The 18,693-nt window shown below is 44.3% G+C and carries 20 protein-coding genes; 14 read left to right on the forward strand and 6 right to left on the reverse strand.

Going from position 1 to position 18,693, the window contains the following annotated elements; genetic code table 11:
• Window positions 1-4 precede the first annotated feature (4 nt).
• On the forward strand, window positions 5-988 hold the full coding sequence (locus AC4EHK_RS14900; protein ID WP_490979577.1) for a zinc-binding dehydrogenase: 984 nt from the start codon (window positions 5-7) through the stop codon (window positions 986-988).
• Window positions 989-1,057: 69 nt separating this feature from the next.
• A complete protein-coding gene (locus tag AC4EHK_RS14905) occupies window positions 1,058-1,366 on the forward strand; it encodes a magnetosome magnetite crystal formation protein family (RefSeq protein WP_490979578.1) in 309 nt (102 codons plus the stop codon).
• Window positions 1,367-1,529: 163 nt separating this feature from the next.
• Here AC4EHK_RS14905 and AC4EHK_RS14910 read toward each other — a convergent pair whose 3' ends face one another.
• Both AC4EHK_RS14910 and AC4EHK_RS14915 read right to left on the reverse strand, forming a co-directional pair.
• Window positions 1,530-1,970 (reverse strand): YtoQ family protein, encoded by a 441-nt coding sequence (locus AC4EHK_RS14910; RefSeq protein ID WP_490979579.1) that lies wholly within the window; start codon window positions 1,968-1,970, stop codon window positions 1,530-1,532.
• Window positions 1,971-2,023: 53 nt separating this feature from the next.
• The gene (locus AC4EHK_RS14915; protein ID WP_490979580.1) at window positions 2,024-2,245 is read right to left on the reverse strand and encodes a transcriptional regulator; all 222 of its coding nucleotides are present in this window, start codon (window positions 2,243-2,245) and stop codon (window positions 2,024-2,026) included.
• Between the two features lie 130 nt (window positions 2,246-2,375).
• Between AC4EHK_RS14915 and AC4EHK_RS14920 the strand changes: the two genes are divergently transcribed.
• The 6 genes from AC4EHK_RS14920 (at window position 2,376) to AC4EHK_RS14945 (ending at window position 10,085) form a co-directional block, all read left to right on the forward strand.
• The gene (locus AC4EHK_RS14920; RefSeq protein ID WP_490979581.1) at window positions 2,376-3,542 is read left to right on the forward strand and encodes an exonuclease SbcCD subunit D; all 1,167 of its coding nucleotides are present in this window, start codon (window positions 2,376-2,378) and stop codon (window positions 3,540-3,542) included.
• Window positions 3,539-6,631, forward strand: coding sequence for an AAA family ATPase (locus AC4EHK_RS14925; RefSeq protein ID WP_490979582.1), 3,093 nt, complete (start codon window positions 3,539-3,541; stop codon window positions 6,629-6,631). The genes AC4EHK_RS14920 and AC4EHK_RS14925 overlap by 4 nt, the downstream gene beginning before the upstream one ends.
• A 155-nt stretch (window positions 6,632-6,786) precedes the next feature.
• Window positions 6,787-6,999: a hypothetical protein gene (locus tag AC4EHK_RS14930; protein WP_490979583.1), complete on the forward strand. Its 213-nt coding sequence runs from the start codon at window positions 6,787-6,789 to the stop codon at window positions 6,997-6,999.
• Between the two features lie 117 nt (window positions 7,000-7,116).
• On the forward strand, window positions 7,117-8,385 hold the full coding sequence (locus tag AC4EHK_RS14935; RefSeq protein WP_490979584.1) for an acetyl-CoA hydrolase/transferase family protein: 1,269 nt from the start codon (window positions 7,117-7,119) through the stop codon (window positions 8,383-8,385).
• Between the two features lie 115 nt (window positions 8,386-8,500).
• Window positions 8,501-8,935 carry a MarR family winged helix-turn-helix transcriptional regulator gene (locus tag AC4EHK_RS14940; RefSeq protein ID WP_490979585.1) on the forward strand — a complete coding sequence of 145 codons (435 nt, stop codon included), beginning with the start codon at window positions 8,501-8,503 and terminating at the stop codon, window positions 8,933-8,935.
• Complete coding sequence (locus AC4EHK_RS14945; protein WP_490979586.1) at window positions 8,928-10,085, forward strand: MFS transporter; 1,158 nt, start codon at window positions 8,928-8,930, stop codon at window positions 10,083-10,085. The genes AC4EHK_RS14940 and AC4EHK_RS14945 overlap by 8 nt, the downstream gene beginning before the upstream one ends.
• A gap of 71 nt (window positions 10,086-10,156) precedes the next feature.
• Here the strand turns inward: AC4EHK_RS14945 and AC4EHK_RS14950 are convergent, their stop codons facing one another.
• Together AC4EHK_RS14950 and trhA are read right to left on the reverse strand one after the other, a co-directional pair.
• Window positions 10,157-10,936: a 2-keto-4-pentenoate hydratase gene (locus tag AC4EHK_RS14950; RefSeq protein ID WP_490979587.1), complete on the reverse strand. Its 780-nt coding sequence runs from the start codon at window positions 10,934-10,936 to the stop codon at window positions 10,157-10,159.
• A 204-nt stretch (window positions 10,937-11,140) separates the two neighbouring features.
• Window positions 11,141-11,788 carry a PAQR family membrane homeostasis protein TrhA gene (trhA, locus tag AC4EHK_RS14955; RefSeq protein WP_490979588.1) on the reverse strand — a complete coding sequence of 216 codons (648 nt, stop codon included), beginning with the start codon at window positions 11,786-11,788 and terminating at the stop codon, window positions 11,141-11,143.
• Between the two features lie 140 nt (window positions 11,789-11,928).
• Between trhA and AC4EHK_RS14960 the strand changes: the two genes are divergently transcribed.
• Both AC4EHK_RS14960 and AC4EHK_RS14965 read left to right on the forward strand, forming a co-directional pair.
• Complete coding sequence (locus AC4EHK_RS14960; RefSeq protein ID WP_490979589.1) at window positions 11,929-12,501, forward strand: DUF1836 domain-containing protein; 573 nt, start codon at window positions 11,929-11,931, stop codon at window positions 12,499-12,501.
• Window positions 12,501-12,950 (forward strand): YaiI/YqxD family protein, encoded by a 450-nt coding sequence (locus AC4EHK_RS14965; protein ID WP_490979590.1) that lies wholly within the window; start codon window positions 12,501-12,503, stop codon window positions 12,948-12,950. Before AC4EHK_RS14960 ends, AC4EHK_RS14965 begins: the two co-directional genes overlap by 1 nt.
• A gap of 40 nt (window positions 12,951-12,990) precedes the next feature.
• On the opposite strand, the gene AC4EHK_RS14970 is transcribed toward AC4EHK_RS14965, so the two are convergent.
• Window positions 12,991-14,100: an S-layer homology domain-containing protein gene (locus tag AC4EHK_RS14970; protein ID WP_490979591.1), complete on the reverse strand. Its 1,110-nt coding sequence runs from the start codon at window positions 14,098-14,100 to the stop codon at window positions 12,991-12,993.
• Window positions 14,101-14,363: 263 nt separating this feature from the next.
• Window positions 14,364-15,245 (reverse strand): glycerophosphodiester phosphodiesterase family protein, encoded by an 882-nt coding sequence (locus tag AC4EHK_RS14975; RefSeq protein WP_490979592.1) that lies wholly within the window; start codon window positions 15,243-15,245, stop codon window positions 14,364-14,366.
• A gap of 250 nt (window positions 15,246-15,495) precedes the next feature.
• Between AC4EHK_RS14975 and AC4EHK_RS14980 the strand changes: the two genes are divergently transcribed.
• The 4 genes from AC4EHK_RS14980 (at window position 15,496) to AC4EHK_RS14995 (ending at window position 18,638) form a co-directional block, all read left to right on the forward strand.
• Window positions 15,496-16,566, forward strand: coding sequence for a type III polyketide synthase (locus tag AC4EHK_RS14980; RefSeq protein WP_490979593.1), 1,071 nt, complete (start codon window positions 15,496-15,498; stop codon window positions 16,564-16,566).
• Window positions 16,563-17,075, forward strand: coding sequence for an isoprenylcysteine carboxyl methyltransferase family protein (locus AC4EHK_RS14985; RefSeq protein WP_490979594.1), 513 nt, complete (start codon window positions 16,563-16,565; stop codon window positions 17,073-17,075). Before AC4EHK_RS14980 ends, AC4EHK_RS14985 begins: the two co-directional genes overlap by 4 nt.
• Window positions 17,076-17,169: 94 nt before the next feature.
• Complete coding sequence (locus AC4EHK_RS14990) at window positions 17,170-17,451, forward strand: hypothetical protein (RefSeq protein WP_490979595.1); 282 nt, start codon at window positions 17,170-17,172, stop codon at window positions 17,449-17,451.
• A 92-nt stretch (window positions 17,452-17,543) separates the two neighbouring features.
• Entirely contained in the window at window positions 17,544-18,638 is a 1,095-nt protein-coding gene (locus AC4EHK_RS14995; RefSeq protein WP_490979596.1) for an AI-2E family transporter, read from the forward strand.
• The last annotated feature ends 55 nt before the right edge of the window (window positions 18,639-18,693 follow it).

The raw sequence follows: 18,693 nt of genomic DNA on the forward strand, positions 1-18,693 counted from the left end.
GAGGTTGAAAGCATTTGTAATTGAATCTGGTGAATTAAAATTGAAAGAAATGGAAGAACCCAAAGCGAAGCCAGGAGAAGTAGTCGTGTCTTTGAAAGCAGCAGGGATAAACCGAAGAGATTTGGGCTTGATTAAACGCTACGGGGACAATCCTGCAGCCTTGATTATTGGTTCTGATGGAGCCGGTGTCGTGGAGTCGGTGGGCGAAGATGTCATCGATTTTGCCACAGGCGATGCGGTCATTATTAATCCCGCCTTGCGTTGGTACACAAACAGCGAAGCACCGCCGCCAGAGTTCGATATTTTGGGCATGCCCGACCACGGGACCTTTGCTGAAAAAATTGCGATACCTGCAAATCAATTGGAAAAAAAGCCTCGGTATTTAAGTTGGGAAGAGGCAGGGAGTCTGGTTTTGCCAGGCGTAACCGGCTACCGTGCCTTGTTTACGAAAGGGCAGCTAAAAAAAGGCGATACGTTGTTTATTCCAGGTGCAGGAAGCGGGGTGGCGACATTCTTGATTCAATTTGCGAAAAACGTGGGAGCCCGAGTGATTGTCACGTCACGCAGTGAAGAAAAACGCCAGCACGCCAAAAAGCTTGGCGCCGATCTCGCCATTCCTACTGACAGCGATTGGACAGCGGAGTTGGCAGGTGAAACGATTGATCTGGTCATCGACAGTGTAGGCGGAGCGACGTTTAATCGCTCGCTTGAAGTGCTGAAAAAGGGTGGAAGGATCGTTATTTTTGGGGCTACTACAGAAGACAATGTCGATTTTAATCTTCGCCAATTCTTCTACGGACAGTACCAATTATTTGGTTCAACTATGGGGAGCCGAGAAGAGTTGCGTGCGATGCTGGCGCATATGGAATCGACTGCGATGCGGCCAGTGATCGACAAAGCATTTCCAATAGATCAAGCACAGGAAGCGTTTGACCATTTAGCTGCTGGCAATCAATTCGGCAAAGTGGCGTTAACCATTAACCCATAAAAGGTGAAACTTTTTAGCTGGCCATCCGTATGATAAAGTATAAGAAAGATTCAACTGGAGGGTTGTGTGATGGAAAACACAGGCTTGAAAATACTCGTCCATGCCAGTGCGTTTTTCGCTCCGTTTCTTGTTCCGGTGATTGTGTTTTTGATTTCGGAAGACAAAGAAGTGAAGAAGCTGTCAATCCAGGCACTGTTGTTCCAACTTGCTTTAGGTGTGCTGATTTTCATCTCAAGCTTGCTGATTGTCTTCATTATCGGAATTCCGATGCTGGTTGTATTTGGATTGATGGGCATCATCATTCCAATTATGGGGATTATCAGAGCGCTCAACAACGAACAATTCGATTATCCAATCGTCGGAAGCTGGTACCAATAAAAAAAGCCCCTCGGGGCTTTTTTTATTGCGAAGAAGCTAGCCTGGAAACAGACATGAGTTTAAAAATCTAATGAACTTGTGCTTCCCCTATTTTTATAAAGGATAGGGAATCAACAAACAGCTGCTCTTCACCTTAAAAGACATAGGGGGAGAGCAGCTGTTTTTATTCAACAATATAAGCTAAAGCTTTGATTGCCTGGTCACAAGTTTCGACTGTGGCGCTCGCTTTTTGTGACAGTTCTTTTAATGGGTGGTGCAATTTCTCCGGGCGGATGAGTATGACCGGCTTGCCGGCAGCAAGAGCTGTGCTGGCATCCATCGCTGTGTTCCACTGCTTGTATTGTTCACCGAATAGTGCGATGACCAAATCGGCTTTGTGCATCAGGACACCGGTGCGCAAGTTGTTGAAGTTGGAAGCTGCTTGGTCTTTGGCAATAGCATCAGATTGTGTACCAAGGATATCTTCGCCAATGTTATCCGAGCGTTCGTGAACTTCCATTGGTCCAACAAAATCTATCGGCAAATCCAAAGCGGCAGACTTTTTCTTGATTTCTTCACGCCAGGCGCTGTGAATTTCCCCAGCAAGATAAACAGTGAGTCTCATCGTTTCACCCTCCAAAACACATTTCTTTCAGTGTATCATAAGGGGCGACCCGCTTAAATGATCTGGCGTTCTTTGTGGATCACGGGCATCAATGAAAGCACATTGTCCATTTTGAATGTGCGCTTCTTGCGCCGCAAAAAACAATAAGCTTGAAATGAATCTTCGTAGACCCGCAAAATTTTAATGCGCCGTTTGCTGATGCTTCCATCATTCGCCATGTACATCATGTCGACAAGCTGCTGGTAGTTAAAAGCCTTCAAAATTTGTGCTTTCATGAGTAACCCTCCCTTTAGTAAGAACGTTTGTTCTCATTATAAAACATAAACTCAATTTAAACAAGCTGCTAGCATCGTGTATAATAGAACGAACATATATTCTTTTGCAAGTTGAGAAAGGGGCATTCTGATGAAGTTTTTTCATACCGCGGATTGGCATTTAGGCAAGCTGGTGCAAGGAATTTATATGACAGAAGAACAGCAGATAGTAATTGAGCAATTTATAGAGGCTATACAAGAAGAGCAGCCGGATGCGGTGATCATTGCGGGGGACCTTTACGATCGCGCTGTACCGCCAACTGACGCCGTTAATTTATTGGATGACGTACTGGCGAAAATCGTATTGGAATTGAAGACGCCAGTCCTTGCGGTAGCAGGAAATCATGACAGTCCTGGCCGATTGAATTTTGGCAGCCGGCTGATGAAAATGAACGACCTCCATATTGCGGGACATGTCGATAAAGACCATCAAGCAGTGGTTCTGGCTGACCGCTTTGGGGAAGTCCATTTCCACCTGGTCCCTTATACAGATCCGTCTATGGTTCGCCATGAGTTTGCAGATGACAGCATCCGCACGCATAATGACGCGATGAAAGCCATTACTGACAACATTAAAGCCGGATATGATTCGCAGGCTCGCCATGTATTAATCGGCCATGCTTTTGCAACGCCGCATGGCGAACAGGAAGAAAACACGAGTGACTCGGAGCGGCCGCTTTCCATCGGGGGAGCGGAACATGTGGATGCCCATCATTTCGATGGTTTCCATTACACCGCGCTCGGGCATTTGCACAAAGCCCATTACGTATTGAATGAAACCATCCGTTATTCGGGGTCACCGTTAAAATACTCAATTTCAGAAGAACATCATCAAAAAGGGTTCCATATTGTTGAAATGGACGCTGAAGGCGGTGTATCCGTAACCAAACGTTTGTTTTCACCGAGACGCAATTTGCGCACGGTCGAGGGGACCATGGCTGAGATTTTGCTCCACGAAATCAGTGACGATTTTGTCTTTGTAACTTTACTGGATGATGCGCCTGTACTGTTTCCAATGGAAAAAATACGCTCCGTGTATCCGAATGCCATGCACGTAGAACGGAGAAATTTTTCGGGAAACATGACCCAAAATGAGACAGGTTCGCGTCGGAAAATGGATTCATTGTCACTGTTCCATGCCTTTTATGAAGAAGTGAAAGGCGAAAAAGCGACAGCGCAAACAGCTGAGATTTTTGAAGTGGTTCTTCAGGAATTTTTGCATGAGGAACCGGCTGAGAAGAAGAGGGTGAAGTCATGAGACCTTTAAAATTAAAAATGACTGCTTTTGGTCCTTATAAACAGACCGAAGAAATTGATTTTGCCGATTTGCAGGGAAACCAGCTGTTTGTCATCTCAGGCAGTACCGGTTCAGGAAAAACCACCATTTTTGATGCCATCTGTTTTGCCTTGTACGGCTCTGCCAGTGGTTCTGACCGCAGCGAATCACGTATTTTGCGAAGTGATTTCGCTGATGATGCAACGCATACGTGTGTTGAAATGGAATTTGAAATTCACGGCACAATTTACCGGATTTTGCGCCAAATGGGCCATGTGAAAAAAGGCAATAAAAGCGCAACCGGTGAACGCTACGAGTTTTTTGAACGCAATGGGGAAGGGGAAAAGCCCTGTGTCGAACGGCAAATTGTCTCAGAAATCAATCGGCGTGTTGAAGAAATACTCGGCTTGACACAAAACCAATTCAGCCAGATTGTTATGCTGCCGCAAGGCGAATTCCGCAAGCTGCTGACGTCTGAAACAGACAACAAAGAAGAGATTCTCCGCAAAATTTTTAAAACAGAGCCTTATAAGTTAATCAGTGAACGGCTTAAGCAAAAGAAAGAAGCGGCCACCAAACTTTTTGAGCGCGAACAGCATGTCTTGAGCAGCTATATCCAGCGGATCACTTCCTCCTTTCCTAAGCGCGATTCAGAACTTTTTGAGGTGTTGAGCCGTGAACACATGAACATCCATCAGGTGCTGGATGGACTTAAGAATGAAACGGCCTATTACAACAAAAAAATTGATGTGGATGAACAAAAATACCAGGAAGTTTATGGGCTTCATTCGGATAAAATGACTGCGTACCATGAAGCGAAAAAATGGAACGACCGCTTTGGCGAATTGGATGGCAAAAAGCAGCAGCTGGAACAAATTGAAGGGCTGCTGCCCCAGTATGCAGAAAAAGAAACGGCTCTGCAGTTAGCGGAACGCGCCAGTTACATTGCGGGGATTGAAAACGTATTCCAAGAACTGCAAACCAATGAACTTGAGAAAAAACAGGCACTTGCGGCAGCAATTCGTCAGCAAAAGCAGTCGGAGCAAAGCAAACTTGATGCGGAGCAGACGTTTACTGCCGAAAAGGAACTTCAAGACGAGCGGGATAAGCTGCGGGATAAGATCACTTATTTGGAGCAGCTGCTGCCAGCCATTCAGGAGTTGGAACAGAAAAAAGTAAACTTGGAACGTCTTGAGAAACTGTCGCTGCAATCAGGAGTTCGTCTAAAAGAGGCGGAAAACGAATACCGCATCCAAAAAGACGCCAAGCAGAAACTGGATGAAAAAGTCTCAGAATTCGAGGCTTTTCTGGAATCGTCTGATGAAACGCAGCAGGAATTGGCAATGGTCACAGAAAAATCCCGTATAGCAGCTGAGTATCTTTTATTGAAGCAGCAAAGACAACAGCAAGGAGCCTTCCTGGAAACCAAACGGGCAGCATTTGACCAGGCAGAGCTTTCGTATCGGCAGCTGGAAGCTCAATGGTTTGCAGGTCAGGCACATATTCTAGCTGCCCAATTGCATGACGGGGAAGCTTGTCCGGTCTGCGGGAGTCTGGAGCACCCTGGAACCGGCTTGAAAACCGCAGAGCAAGTGGCCTCAAAAGAACAAGTAGAAGCCGCGAAATTTGAGTTCGACGCAGTGGATGAAGAATACCGCAACGCGTCAGCTAAATTGTTCGCTTTGCAGGAACAGTTGCAAACCAAGGAGAAAGAACTTACAGCCCTGGAGCTTATTGCGGAGCAGGCAGAAGAACAGTCGCTTGGGCTGGAACAAACCAAGCGCCAGTTAACTGAGCAATTAAAAGAACAGCAAAGGGTTAAACTTGAGCTGCGGAAATGGAAAGAGCAATTGGCTGTTTGCGCGCGCAAGATTGAGCAATTAGAACAAACCAAACACGGATTGGCGGAAGAAGTACAGAAACAGCAATCTTCCTACGAAACAGCCAGAGCCGTTTTTGAAAACGAATTAGCTTCAGTGCCGGAAAATCTGAGGGAGCTTTCTTCTTTAAATCAGCAGCTGCAGCAAGCTAAGTCACACAAGCAGCAATTGGAGCAAAATTGGCTCAGCGCACAGGAGCAGTTTCAGCAATCAAAAGAGCGTTTGGCGAGTGCCTTGGTTTCCGTGCAGCATGCCAAAGATACAGCAGAAGAAATCACACAGAAAAAAGAGCGGGCTCACCAGCAATTTGCTGACGCTTTAACAAAGTCATCGTTCGATTCCGAAGCCGCTTATCAGCAGGCTAAAATGACTGAGACCGCGTTCACAGCTTTGAAAAAAGATATTCTGGAGTTTAACCAAACTCACCATACATTAATGCAGCAGGTCAGCGAGCTGGAAGAATTGCTGGCTTCTCAAAGCCGCAGGGACTTGGGCCAAGCAGAAGAAGAGTTGGTGGAACTGAAAAATGCATACGAGCAGGCGCTTGCTGAGCGCAACCGGTCCCGGGATTTCGAAAAGCTTGGATTGGGCTTGATTGGCAGCATCCATGAGGTGATCGGAAAAGCGCTTGAAGCTGAGCAAACTTTAAATCGTATCGCCGATCTCCATGACATGATTCGGGGGCAAAATGGCTTGAAGCTGTCGTTTGAGCGCTATCTGCAAATCGAATACTTGGAACAAATTATTCTGTCGGCTAATGAGCGGTTGAAGAATTTGTCGAATGGCCAATTTCACTTGATCCGCAGCGATCGTCAAGAAGCACGCGGCAAACAAAGTGGTCTTGGGCTGGATGTCTACGATGCCTATACCGGGCAGACGCGCGATGTAAAAACCATGTCAGGCGGAGAAAAATTTAACGCATCGCTATGTTTGGCACTCGGAATGGCAGACGTCATTCAAAGCTTCCAAGGCAATGTCTCAATTGATACAATGTTCATCGATGAAGGGTTCGGTTCGCTGGATGAAGAGTCACTCAATAAATCGATTGAAACGTTGATTGATTTGCAGAAATCAGGACGCATGATTGGGGTCATTTCGCATGTACAGGAACTAAAAGCAGCCATGCCCGCCATACTGGAAGTCGAAAAATCCAAAGAAGGTTATAGCCGGACAAAGTTTGTCATTAAATAAAGAGACTTATCAATCGAAGGCATTTAACTTATCCAGTAAATTTCCGGACGTTTAAATTCGCGTTGAAAAGTGAATGGTAGACATAATGGGATAAAATGCCGAGAATGGCAAGGGGCTTTACTTAGAAAACAACGAAAACCAAAGGAGTCAAAAACATGAAGAACTTTAGTTTTAGAGCACGAATCCTTTATTTTGGTGCAATTGCTTTGGTTAGCCTGGCGTTCTTCACGTTGCAGCTGATAGCTGTGTTGGAAGGGGCTAATGGAATAGGTGCTATTATTTTAGTAATCTTATGGGCGCTGATGGCATTATTTGGCTTGGCTGGAGTTGTGTATGCATTGAAAAATCGAAACCGTCAGAAAAACTGACGGTTTTTTTTATTTGTATGGAGAATACGAAATAGTGCAGAAATTTCGGAAACAATGAGGTCTGCACAATATATGGTAAAGTTGTATCATGACTACACGCAATGGGGAGGCTGTATAATGGGGAAAGAATTAACGCCACAAGAAGTGATTGAGCTAATCGATTCGCAAGCAGATTTAATCATTCCGATTGCGAATGGAGAACCGATCCGCTTGCTCGACATATTGGAAGAAAACGCTGAGCAATTGGATGGAGTAAAAATTCATCAAATGCTGGCATTGCGTTCACGTTCTTACATACAAGGCGAAATAGAGCAATTAAAGCATGTTTCGTATTTTCTGAGCGGGGCTACACGAAAAGTTTACCAACAAGCAAAAATGGAACTGGTTCCAAACAACTTTCACGAAATGCCGCGCATTCTGCAAAAAGTCACTAAAATGTCGATGATTTTGACAGTAGCTTCGCCAATGGATGAAAACGGTTATTTCACGTTAGGAACGCAAGCCGATTATATTGCTGATTTTATCGGAAAAGTGCCGTTTATCTTGGAAGTAAATGACCAAATGCCACGGACATTCGGGCGAAACCAAATTCACGTCAGCCAAATTTCAGGATATGTGCAGCATCATGCCCCTCTTTCAGAAGAAAGAATTATGGAAGTAAATGATAAGGACCTGCTCATTGCCTCTTCAATTATTCAAGACATCCAAGACGGCGATACGCTGCAAATCGGCATTGGTTCTGTTCCCAATGCGGTCATTAGCATGCTGAAAGATCACCGGCATTTAGGAATCCACACGGAAATGCTGCCGGACGGCGTCGCAAACCTTGTCGCTGCAGGTGCCGTAGACGGAACACGGAAGTTTACCAATCCCGGAAAAATTGTGGCGACTTTCGCTTTTGGTTCAAAAAAACTATATGACTTTATCAACAACAACCCAGCCATTGAATTCCAGCCGGTTAGCGTCGTCAATGACCCAAGAGAAATAGCCAAAGAAAAGAATATTGTCTCCATCAACTCAACCACCGAAGTGGATTTGTTTGGCCAATGTGCGTCCGAGACGGTTGGCGGCAAGTATTATTCATCAAGCGGTGGACAAGTCGATTTCGCGCGCGGTGTCCGGTTCGCTGAAAACGGCAAAGGCTATATTTGCATGCCATCAACTGCCAAAGACGATACTTTGTCGCGCATCAAATTGAACCTGACTCCAGGGTCGGTAGTGACCACCGGCAAAAATGACGTGGACAACATTGTTACGGAATATGGAGTTGCCCGGTTGCATGGCGTATCCATTTCAGAGCGCGCCAAGCGTCTGGCAGCCATTGCTCATCCAAAATTCCGCGAAGAATTATTGTTCGATGCAAAAAAACAAGGATTTTTGATTTGATGAAAAAGCCGTTTCCATAATGGAGATGGCTTTTTTATATGAAAATACTTTTCTTTACAAAGAAATTTATTGACCATATACTTACCTAGGTAAGTATATCGAAAGGATGGGACGTATGAAAAACTTGCTGTTTCACGAACTTCATCAAAAATCCCGTTTATCAATAAAGGAAGTAAACGAAGCTCTTAAGGAATTTGATTTATACAGCTCTCAGTGGTCAATTCTATTTTGTTTAAATCAATATGGTTCGATGACTCAAAAAGAGATCTGGCAATATTTGAATGTCGAGGCACCGACTGTGACCAGAACCATTGCCCGTTTGGAGAAAAGCGACTGGATCGTTCGCCGTGAAGGAAAAGACAAACGCGAGCGCATTGTTCAGCTTTCCCCCTATGCTGAACGTCAGATGCCGGCTATTCAACATCGGATTCACCAAACAGAAGAAAGCTTAGTTTCAAATCTATCAGATGAAGAAAAAGATCAGTTGCAGATGTTGCTGAACAAAATAGGAATAATGGTTTCTGAAGAAAAGGATGTAAGAAATGGCTAAAAAAAGACCCATTTGGACAAAAAGTTTTATTAATATTTCAATCAGCACGTTTTTTATTTTTGTGGTTTTCTATGCGTTGCTGACGTTCATGCCGCTATATGTGTTAAATGATTTAGGTGGCACAGCTGCTGAAGGCGGAGTGGCCGTTTCGATTTTCCTGCTGTCAGCCATTATTATGCGTTTTTTCGCTGGAATGATTCTGGAGAAATTCGGCAAGAAGAAAATCCTGATCATTGCGCTTTTCTTGTTTACAATCAGTACAGTCCTGTACGTATTTGTCGGAAGTTTCGCAGTGCTTTTGCTGCTGCGCTTTTTCCAGGGAATTTGGTTTAGCTTAGTCACGACTGTAGCGGGTGCCATCGCAGCGGACATCATTCCGCCAGAGCGGCGCGGGGAAGGTTTGGGCTACTACGGCATTGCAATGAATCTGGCCGTAGTTGCCGGACCGTTTATCGCGTTAACGCTTCAGCTTTATGTGCCAGCGCAGATGGTTTTTATTGTACTCGCAGTTATTATGGTGATTGGTTTCCTATGTGCTTTAGGGGTTGGAGTGGAAGAAGAGGCTATTGCAAAAAATGACAAGCATAAACTGACGATTAACGATTTTTTGGAGAAGAAATCGTTGCCAATTGCCAGTGTCGGTTTTTTCATCTCATTTGCTTATGCCAGCATTCTGACGTTTATTTCCGTCTATGCGGAGTCGCTTGGACTCATCAAGGCGGCTAGCTTTTTCTTTGTGGTGTATGCGATCGCCATGCTTGTTGTGCGCCCGCTTACCGGAAGATTATTTGACGGAGTGGGACCAAGCGTTGTCATCATCCCTTCTATTGTAATCTTCGGGATAGGACTGATTTCGTTGAGTTTTACGCAATCTTCATGGATGATGCTCGCTTCAGGTGCACTGGTCGGCCTTGGTTATGGAACTTTGCTGCCGAGCTTTCAAACCCTGGCCATTCAAGCTGCTGATAAGCATCGCAGCGGCTATGCCACAGGCACTTTTTTTGCTTTGTACGACAGCGGAATTGCCGTAGGATCAGTCTCACTCGGAATTCTTGCAGGAATCGCGGGCTATGCGAATCTGTATTTGATGCTAGGGATTTTTGTCATTCTCATTGTCTTTTACTATATGTGGATGATGTCGAAAGAATAGCATTCTTCCCGTGGAAGACGAGAGGAATAGAAAAAAGTGGTGCACAAAGAAAATTGTGCACCACTTTTTTGTTATTCGACGGTCAAGCTTACCGAACCAAGCTCACCGTAGCTCGCTTCATAAAGTCCTTTTTCCAGAGGTTTTGGCAAAATGAACGTGCCGGATGAAATGGCCATGCCTTTTTTGATAGCCAATCCATGCACAGCTAGTTCATTAACGAGCCACTTAACTGCATGGATGGGATGATCCAACACTTCGGAGGAATTACCAGAAGCAATTTCTTTGCCGTTCAATGTCAACGTGCCGGCCAAATTCTCCAGTTGTCCGTAATGGATATTGTCGAGCGGCAGCCCCGTAATGATCTTTCCGGCCACTGCGCTATCGGCGATCACTTGTCCGAGCGTAATTTTAGGAAACCAGTCGTCAAAGCGGGAATCGGGCACTTCAATGCCTGGCGCAACCCGGGTTTTCTCCAGCAATGCATGAACATCGTCAGCTACAGCCAAATCTTCCTTGGCAATGAACATTAATTCGATTTCAATTAATGGCGAAGCCAGCGAATCAAGTTCGATGACGCCATTTGACAAGGAAGAAGTCGTCAGAGCGCCATAAAGCGGTGTTTCCGAGTTGAAAAGAGTCTGAGTTTCTTTGCTTGTCAAGCTGATTTTATAGCCCTTCAATTCTTCCTGGCCCGCATTTGTTTTATTGGCAGTAACAGCGTGTTGGATTGCATATGCGGGGTTCTTCTCTAAAGCAGCTGGTATCCGATCTTTCGCAATGGTGTGCCCGGTTTTGTACGCGTCGTATAAAATGGCAGCCATTTCAGTTTGATGAGAATCCAAGTTTTTCATAGATATGCCCCTTTCAGCTGAGTTAGCTCCTATCATATCACTATGCCCGCCGGATCTACACTGGCGCTTGCGCTTTTCTTTGTGTCCAGACTCCGGCAGCCAGCTCTTCGGGTCATAAGCCAGCCCAGCTGTGTGGCAAAGAACGCCACTTCGCTGATCTGTCTTATGCCTGTCAGAGCTACATGGCTGCCTCCGCTTTTCTGGTTACAGCACATAAAAATAAACAGCTAAGAAATGGCAGAGGCTGCCGAATAGGATGAAGAGGTGGAAGATTTCATGGAAGCCTAAGTATTTGGAAGACAGAAAGTCAGGCTTTAGTCCATAAATAACTCCGCCCACGGTATAGGAAACTCCTCCTGCGACAAGGAGCAATAAGCCGGTCAGCGACAAGCTGTCCGAAAGTGGCACGACAGCAAAAATAATAATCCAGCCCATGGCAATGTAGATAGCAGTAGACAACCATCTTGGGGAATGGAACCAGACCATTTTAAAGAAGATGCCGCTCAGTCCCAAAATGGTGACAAGCGAAAATAACGTCCAACCGAGTGTTCCGCCAAGAGCAATCAGGCAAAAAGGGGCGTAGGAGCCTGCAATTAAAGCGAAGATCATCGAGTGGTCGAGTTTTCGTAAGAACGCAATAATGTAAGGCTGCGAAAGAGCCGAATGATAGATTGTCGAAGCTGTATACAGCAAGATCAGGCTGATGCCGAAAATAGAGACTGCTACAACATGCAAAAAGGGTTCATTGGCATAGGCGGCTTTGATGACCATTGCTAAAAGCGCCACCAATGATAATACAGCCCCTGCGAGGTGGGATAACGCATTAAAAGGTTCTCGGATATATGTGTTCATGCAAAACAGCTCCTCTTTATATGTAGTTATTGAAACTACATATAAAGATACTCGTATTAATAAACAGAGTCAAGTTTGGAGAATTTCTGATAATCATGTAAAATAGGGCGTATGAAATACCTCGGGGAGTGTGAAGCAACATGGGAAATGCAAATGAAATCATTGCAGAGATGGCTTTTCATAATCAAGTTTTGCCGGAAGATATTCCGAAAATTGATTTGTACATTGACCAAGTTATTCAATTGTTTGAAACCGGCTTTGCCGAATCGAAGCGGCATCCGGATGAAAAGATTCTGACCAAAACCATGATCAACAACTATGCGAAAGGAAAGTTGTTTTATCCGGTTCAAAATAAAAAATACAGCCGCAATCACGTTATGTTGATCAGTTTGATTTATCAAATGAAAAGTGCTTTATCGATCAACGACGTGAAATTGGTATTGAATGGCATCAATGAAAAAGCAGCACAAAAAGAGCTGGACCTCGCGGGATTTTACCAAAGTTACTTGAATCTCCAGCAAGGCAATGCAGAAATTTTTGCAGAGGCCTTAAAGCAACAAGCACAAGACGCTGCGGAGCAGGTGTCGGGTGTGGAAGATTCTGATGAACTGGAGCGCGTCCTGCTGATTGCGTCATTGGTGCATACCAGCAATCTTTACCGGAGAGCAGCTGAGAAGTTAGTAGATGGAATGGCGAAAGGGGAAGGTGAATAGTGGTCAAAATTCTTATTGATGCAGACGGCTGTCCGGTCGTCGGGCAAACCATTGATTTGGCTAAAGCTTACCGCTTGCCGGTCATCTTGATTTGCGACACTTCCCACGAAATGCATAGGGAAGGAGCGGAAACCATTACCGTTTCAAAAGGTGCAGATGCTGTCGATTTCGTTCTAGTTAACCGAGTCGATAAAGGCGATGTTGTCGTTACCCAAGATTATGGACTGGCGGCAATGGTGCTAGCCAAAAGAGGCATTCCAATTGATCAAAATGGGCGTGTTTATTCTGATGAAAATATTGAACAATTGCTCCACGGCCGCCATGTCGCCAAAAAAATTAGACAAGGCGGAGGCAGGATGAAGGGTCCGAAAAAGCGGCGAATCGAAGACAATGAAAAATTTGAAGAGTCTTTAACAACGCTCTTAATAAAAATAACTGAAAACAGATAAGACCTGGCAACCAGAATGCCAGGTCTTATCTGTCTTTTAACTAGATGGTCCAGCGATCATTGATGATCGCCACCAATATCCAGTCACCGCTGCTATTTTTCTCGAATACCATATTCAGGCTTTGCCAGTCCATTCCGTCATATTGCTCTGTGCCAGGGAAATAGAACTCGACAATGGTCGCTTCGGGATACAAACGGTGGATAAACTCATGTGTAGTTGGCTGGATGGTTCGTCCATATCGTTCTTTGGCGGTATAAGTCGCATCTGTATCCAGCAAGTATGCATCGTAATATTCGGCAGGTGTCAAATTGATTTCAAATCCACTGCCGTCCTGATAGCCCCAAAAATAATCATTGGGATTGTTCATGAAGCTTGGCAACTGGGCTTTGGTGAAAGTGACACCGCCATTATCAATGCAGCCGCCGCTGTAAGGACAGAAAGTCAATCCATCTGCAGTACTGACAAAGGCCGCCACATCACCAAAGTCTTCGGCCTGCAGATCTGCCAGAATTTCATTGGCTGTTGTCAGCAGTTCCTGTTTTTCAGGAATGAAAGCCGGTTCGATGGCTCGGGCTAGAAATGCAGAGAACTGAGCACGAGTGACAGCAAGATCGGGACGGAAAGTATTGTCGGGATAACCGCGTGCAACGCCTTGGTAAGCGAGCCTCGAGACCGCGTCAAACGCAAAATGATTTTCGGTCATATCACGGAACGTATTGTCTGGGGCTTCAGGGAAGTAGAAAGCTCTGTCCAGCATGGCCACGGTTTGGCCACGGGTAACAGTCCAATTGGGACGGAAATAATCATTCGAGAACCCAAAAATGATCTCTTCTTCAACAGCAGAAGCAATATAACCGGAAAAAGGATGGCTCGCAGATACATCTCTGAAGCCGGTGGAGCGTGGAGTATCGTCTAAATTCAAAGCACGTCCGATCATGGCGACAGCATGAGCACGAGTAACAGGATCATTGGGTCTGAAGGTTCCATCAGGATACCCATTGATGATTCCTTCTTCATACAAGTAAGCAATCTCAAAAGCAAACGAGTGATTGGCAAATACATCATCAAATAACACTATCGCTTTGGCGGGAGACGAAAACGAACTGAACATCAGGATGACAGCAGCCAATAAAGACAACAAGGTCTTCATATTTATCCCTCCCCATTTGATCTTATTTTACCACATTGAAAAGTAAATAGTAATAGTAAAATGTTATATAAAATAAGAAAATGATTAAGATTTAGGTAAAGAGTAGTTTTTTGGCGGACAGGGAATAAAGGAGGATAAGGAAGATTAAACTGAAAGGAGATTGTCAACAGAAAAAATGATTGCTGTGACGGACGCGGCACATGCCGGAGCCACACATACAGAAAAACAGTGCTTTGTTAAACGGAGTAAACCCGACTTAACGATCAGCCGGGTTTGTCTGTCTTCATTTTCTTTTCGGCATAAGCCATAAATTGCAATGAATAATCGGTTTGGATCAGGCCAATGCCTCGGTCGATCAACCAGCCCCAGCCTTTATCAGGATCAAGCATAGACAAAGAGTCAGAGTGCCGGGCATTTTCGGCAAAATCAAGTGCATTGCCCCATAAGTTTGTTCGGCCTTTGAGCTTGGCGATAACAGCATCTGAAACCACTTCGTCATCCTCTGTGTAAAAGAGAAGTTCAATTGCCGTTGGAGAAATGACCTCAAGCAATAAATCAAGCTGGTGAAGGTTGTTGTCGCTCAGCTTATGCATATAAGACATGTTGCGTGGATGTGAATCAAAAAAAGCAGTCAATTGTTCCACAGGTCTATCACTTTTTAGCAGAAAGTGATCAAATAAGTCATGCTGCTCAACGAGCTCGTAAAGTTCATACCGCAATTTCCAGGCTTTATCTGCATTGATCATCGCTTTACCTTTGATCATCGGCAGTATTTCGAGAAGAGTGGGGACTTTTTCATTCGTGGTTTTTGCGTTCGGTCCACCATTCAATTCTTTTAATGACAATTTCTTTATTTCCGACAACGTCAGCTGGTCGATTTCTCCCGAACCATTTGTTGTCCGGTCAACGGTCGTGTCATGCATGAGAACGATATGTCCATCTTTCGTCAATTGCATGTCCAGCTCGATTAAATAAATGTGGTTATCAATGCAGTTTTGAATAGCAGGAAATGAATTTTCAGGAGCGGGGTTCCAAAGGCCACGATGGGCAACGGGAGTCAACGGCTGCTGCTTTTCCTGTAAAGCTTTTAGGAAATCGGTGTAGCTGTTTAAATGCCACCCGAGTATCTGTTGGTTCAACGTCATAATCTTCCTCCTAATCTTCTTTAAGTATACTATATTCAGTTGAATTATTAATCTATACCGCAGCATCGACCAGCAGCTACGCCTAAAGTGGGGAGAGGTCATGAGAATTCCTAAGTTCGATGTCTACAAATTAACATTCGCAAGTTTATTGAGAATTTCATTAGCGTGTTGCCAGCGGCTGTAAAGTGTCAATGTGGCACATAGCCCAATAGACATGGTTTAGAATTGCGACATAGAGGAGGAACTGCAAATGGCGATGATTCGAAAAGTAGTGACAGAAAATGCTCCATATTATGTAGATCAAAAAGAAATCGTTGAGGTGGTACGAAGTTTATTTGGGGGGAATTACGACGACATCGAAAGGTTGCTGAAGGTATTTGGAAACGGCCAGATTGAAGGGCGCTATTTTGCTGCTCCTTTGGATTGGTTTGAAAAAGAGCGGGGATTGGAAGAAAAAAATCGCCTTTATGTAGAAGAAGCCGTAAAAATGGGAAGTCGCGCTGTCGCAAATTGTCTGAAAGAGGCAGGAGTGGATAAAGCAGATGTCGATGCATTTATCTTTGTATCAAGTTCCGGCATGTCTACGCCAACGATTGATGCCCGAATCATGAATGTCCTGGAAATGCCTCCTCATGTGAAGCGCATTCCTTTATGGGGACTTGGCTGTGCAGGAGGCGCCTCAGGCCTCGGCAGCGCTGCCGACTATTGCCGCGCTTATCCGGAAGCCGTCGTCGTAGTTCTTTGCCTCGAACTTTGCAGTTTAACGTTTCAGCGCTCTGATCGTTCGAAAAGCAACTTAATTGGAACGTCCCTGTTTGCTGATGGTGCTGCCTGTGCTCTAGTAACAGGAGACCAGGTGAGCTTGCCAGGCGAAGGATTCCACATAAAAGATTCACAATCAACATTAATGCGTGATTCCGAGGATGTTATGGGATGGGATGTGAAAGACGAAGGGCTTCACGTCGTCTTTTCGCGGGATATTCCGAAAATTATCGAAAAATGGCTCAAGCCTAATGTCGATTTGTTTTTAGAAAAGATTTCAAAATCTTCATTGGACATTACGCATTTCATTGCACATCCCGGCGGTAAAAAAGTGTTGACGGCTTATGAAAAGTCACTTGACCTGCCAACGGATAAAACAGACATTTCAAGAGCGGTGCTCGCTAAGTATGGCAATATGTCTTCACCTACTGTGCTCTATGTGCTGAAAGACTTCATGGAAACGAAACCTAAACAGGGAGAAGAAGGATTGCTTACTGCTCTAGGCCCCGGGTTTAGTTCGGAAATGCTATGGCTGGAATGGGGAGAGTCGGTGCGATGACCTTCTTTTATCTATTAATCGGTTTTGTCATTTTACAGCGGCTGTTGGAAGTGGTGTATGCGCGATTTAACGAAAAAGCCATGAGAAAACAAGGAGCCATTGAATTTGGTGCAGGACATTATAAATGGATTGTTTTGCTTCATGTGCTGTTCTTCTTTTCACTATTTTTCGAAGCCTGGACATTCGGAACCGGACTGGGAAATGCATGGGAAATCTTTTTAATGGTTTTCGTAGTTGCACAACTGCTCCGCTTTTGGGCTTTAGCTTCACTAGGGCGCTTTTGGAATACGAAAATCCTCATTTTGCCTGGAGCAGATTTGGTACAGAAGGGTCCGTACCGTTGGCTGCCGCACCCTAATTACCTGGTTGTTGCTATGGAAATCGCTGCATTGCCGCTCATTTTTGGCGCGTGGCGAACTGCTTTAATTTTCACTGCTGCAAATGCACTTCTGCTACTTCTTGTACGAATTCCTGCAGAAGAAAAGGCGTTGCAGCAATTAAAATCATGAATAAATAAAAAAGTTACACAGAGCTAGTTAAAAAATCATATATAGGGTATACAAGTAGAAGTGAAAAAAACATGTATTTTTGGAGGGACTTAAAATGAAAAAATCAACAATGAATACTCTTATTGGCAGCTCACTTGCAGCAGCCTCTGCAATTTTTGTTTACAAAGCGTACCAAGCAAAAAATACTGTGAGTGTAATAGAAGACACAGATATGCGCAACAGCTCAGAAGTAGATGAACGCGAAAGTGTTAGCGTTCTGGAAGATTCTACAGAGCAAGGCTTATCCCAATTGGATTCAGCTTATCGTGAAGAATGGCAGGCTAATGCATTCCCACAAACTCATAAAGAAATGCGCGAACTTGAAGAAGATAAATAAAAACATTAGAAAAAGCGAAAGCAAAGCTTCTTTTTGCTTTCGCTTTTTTGTGTGCAAAAAATCCCGATTTCAAATCAGAAAGAGGAATAATTATGTGGATTAAAAAACCGTTTTTCGAATACACGACAGCGATTTTGCTTGTTGCAATCACGTTGTTTTTTCTTGGGAAGATTGATTATATTTTTGAGCCGGTGCAAATCATCATCGCTACGATTTTTGCCCCCGTTTTAATCGGCGGACTTCTATATTATTTATTGCGTCCATTTGTGAAATTGTTGATGCGTTATATGTCAAAAATCGCTGGGATCGGAATTGTGTTTACCGCCATTATTTTAACTTTATCCGTCCTGCTTTATTTCTTCGGCCCTGTACTTACTAGTCAAGTCGAAAGTTTAGTAAATTTGGCACCTTCAACAGTGGAAGAAGTAACGGAAGAATCGAACAATAAGCTGGCTGATTTTCAATTAGGAGGAGTCACGGGCCAAGAAATAAAAGCGTGGGCTTTGTCTTATTTAGAGAACCTGTCAGAAGGCTTGGTGAGCAACGTAATGGGTATTTTAGCGATGGTCATGAACATCGCCATCGTACTGATTGTTGTTCCTTTTGTCCTCTTTTTCCTATTAAAGGATGATGAAAAATTCGTGCCCCACCTCATCAAGTATTTGCCTGAGGAGCATAAGCTTGAAGGGGAAAAACTATTAAAAGATGTGGACCGCACTTTATCGGCATTTATCGTTGGACAAGCCATTGTAGCGGCTGTAGTGGGAACTTTAATGTATATTGGCTATTTGATTATTGGACTCGACTACGCCCTTAGTTTAGCCATTTTTGCGATGTTCTTAATCATTGTGCCATTTTTAGGTCCGTTGATTGGCGTTATTCCAGCGCTTTTTGTTGCGCTGATGAGCGGCGACATGTGGATGGCCGTAAAAGTAATTTTGGTTTTGTTGGTCGTCCAGCAACTTGAAGGGAATTTGGTTACTCCAAACATTATGAGCAACCGATTGAATATTCATCCGTTGACTATTATTCTGTTGCTGATGATTGCAGGTGCATTGTATGGCTTTATCGGAATTCTAATTGCTATTCCAGCATATGCCGTTTTGAAGACACTTGTTCATAACTTCCGTCTGTTTAATCGCTTGCGGAAAAAAAGAGAAGTGGCGACGAATAAAACAGTTATTTAGTAGCGTGGCATCGGTTGGAAGTTAGTTATTTTCTATCAAAGGTTCTGAATTTGAG

It is taken from the genome of Planococcus sp. TJ-307 (assembly GCF_058268435.1).

What these genes read in the sequence shown, in the direction of transcription:
- AC4EHK_RS14905 (WP_490979578.1), top strand. Translation starts at nt 1,058, where the DNA reads ATGGAAAACACAGGCTTGAAAATACTCGTCCATGCCAGTGCGTTTTTC.
- AC4EHK_RS14910 (WP_490979579.1), bottom strand. Translation starts at nt 1,970, where the DNA reads ATGAGACTCACTGTTTATCTTGCTGGGGAAATTCACAGCGCCTGGCGT.
- AC4EHK_RS14915 (WP_490979580.1), bottom strand. Translation starts at nt 2,245, where the DNA reads ATGAAAGCACAAATTTTGAAGGCTTTTAACTACCAGCAGCTTGTCGAC.
- AC4EHK_RS14920 (WP_490979581.1), top strand. Translation starts at nt 2,376, where the DNA reads ATGAAGTTTTTTCATACCGCGGATTGGCATTTAGGCAAGCTGGTGCAA.
- AC4EHK_RS14925 (WP_490979582.1), top strand. Translation starts at nt 3,539, where the DNA reads ATGAGACCTTTAAAATTAAAAATGACTGCTTTTGGTCCTTATAAACAG.
- AC4EHK_RS14930 (WP_490979583.1), top strand. Translation starts at nt 6,787, where the DNA reads ATGAAGAACTTTAGTTTTAGAGCACGAATCCTTTATTTTGGTGCAATT.
- AC4EHK_RS14935 (WP_490979584.1), top strand. Translation starts at nt 7,117, where the DNA reads ATGGGGAAAGAATTAACGCCACAAGAAGTGATTGAGCTAATCGATTCG.
- AC4EHK_RS14940 (WP_490979585.1), top strand. Translation starts at nt 8,501, where the DNA reads ATGAAAAACTTGCTGTTTCACGAACTTCATCAAAAATCCCGTTTATCA.
- AC4EHK_RS14945 (WP_490979586.1), top strand. Translation starts at nt 8,928, where the DNA reads ATGGCTAAAAAAAGACCCATTTGGACAAAAAGTTTTATTAATATTTCA.
- AC4EHK_RS14950 (WP_490979587.1), bottom strand. Translation starts at nt 10,936, where the DNA reads ATGAAAAACTTGGATTCTCATCAAACTGAAATGGCTGCCATTTTATAC.
- trhA (WP_490979588.1), bottom strand. Translation starts at nt 11,788, where the DNA reads ATGAACACATATATCCGAGAACCTTTTAATGCGTTATCCCACCTCGCA.
- AC4EHK_RS14960 (WP_490979589.1), top strand. Translation starts at nt 11,929, where the DNA reads ATGGGAAATGCAAATGAAATCATTGCAGAGATGGCTTTTCATAATCAA.
- AC4EHK_RS14970 (WP_490979591.1), bottom strand. Translation starts at nt 14,100, where the DNA reads ATGAAGACCTTGTTGTCTTTATTGGCTGCTGTCATCCTGATGTTCAGT.
- AC4EHK_RS14975 (WP_490979592.1), bottom strand. Translation starts at nt 15,245, where the DNA reads ATGACGTTGAACCAACAGATACTCGGGTGGCATTTAAACAGCTACACC.
- AC4EHK_RS14980 (WP_490979593.1), top strand. Translation starts at nt 15,496, where the DNA reads ATGGCGATGATTCGAAAAGTAGTGACAGAAAATGCTCCATATTATGTA.
- AC4EHK_RS14985 (WP_490979594.1), top strand. Translation starts at nt 16,563, where the DNA reads ATGACCTTCTTTTATCTATTAATCGGTTTTGTCATTTTACAGCGGCTG.
- AC4EHK_RS14990 (WP_490979595.1), top strand. Translation starts at nt 17,170, where the DNA reads ATGAAAAAATCAACAATGAATACTCTTATTGGCAGCTCACTTGCAGCA.
- AC4EHK_RS14995 (WP_490979596.1), top strand. Translation starts at nt 17,544, where the DNA reads ATGTGGATTAAAAAACCGTTTTTCGAATACACGACAGCGATTTTGCTT.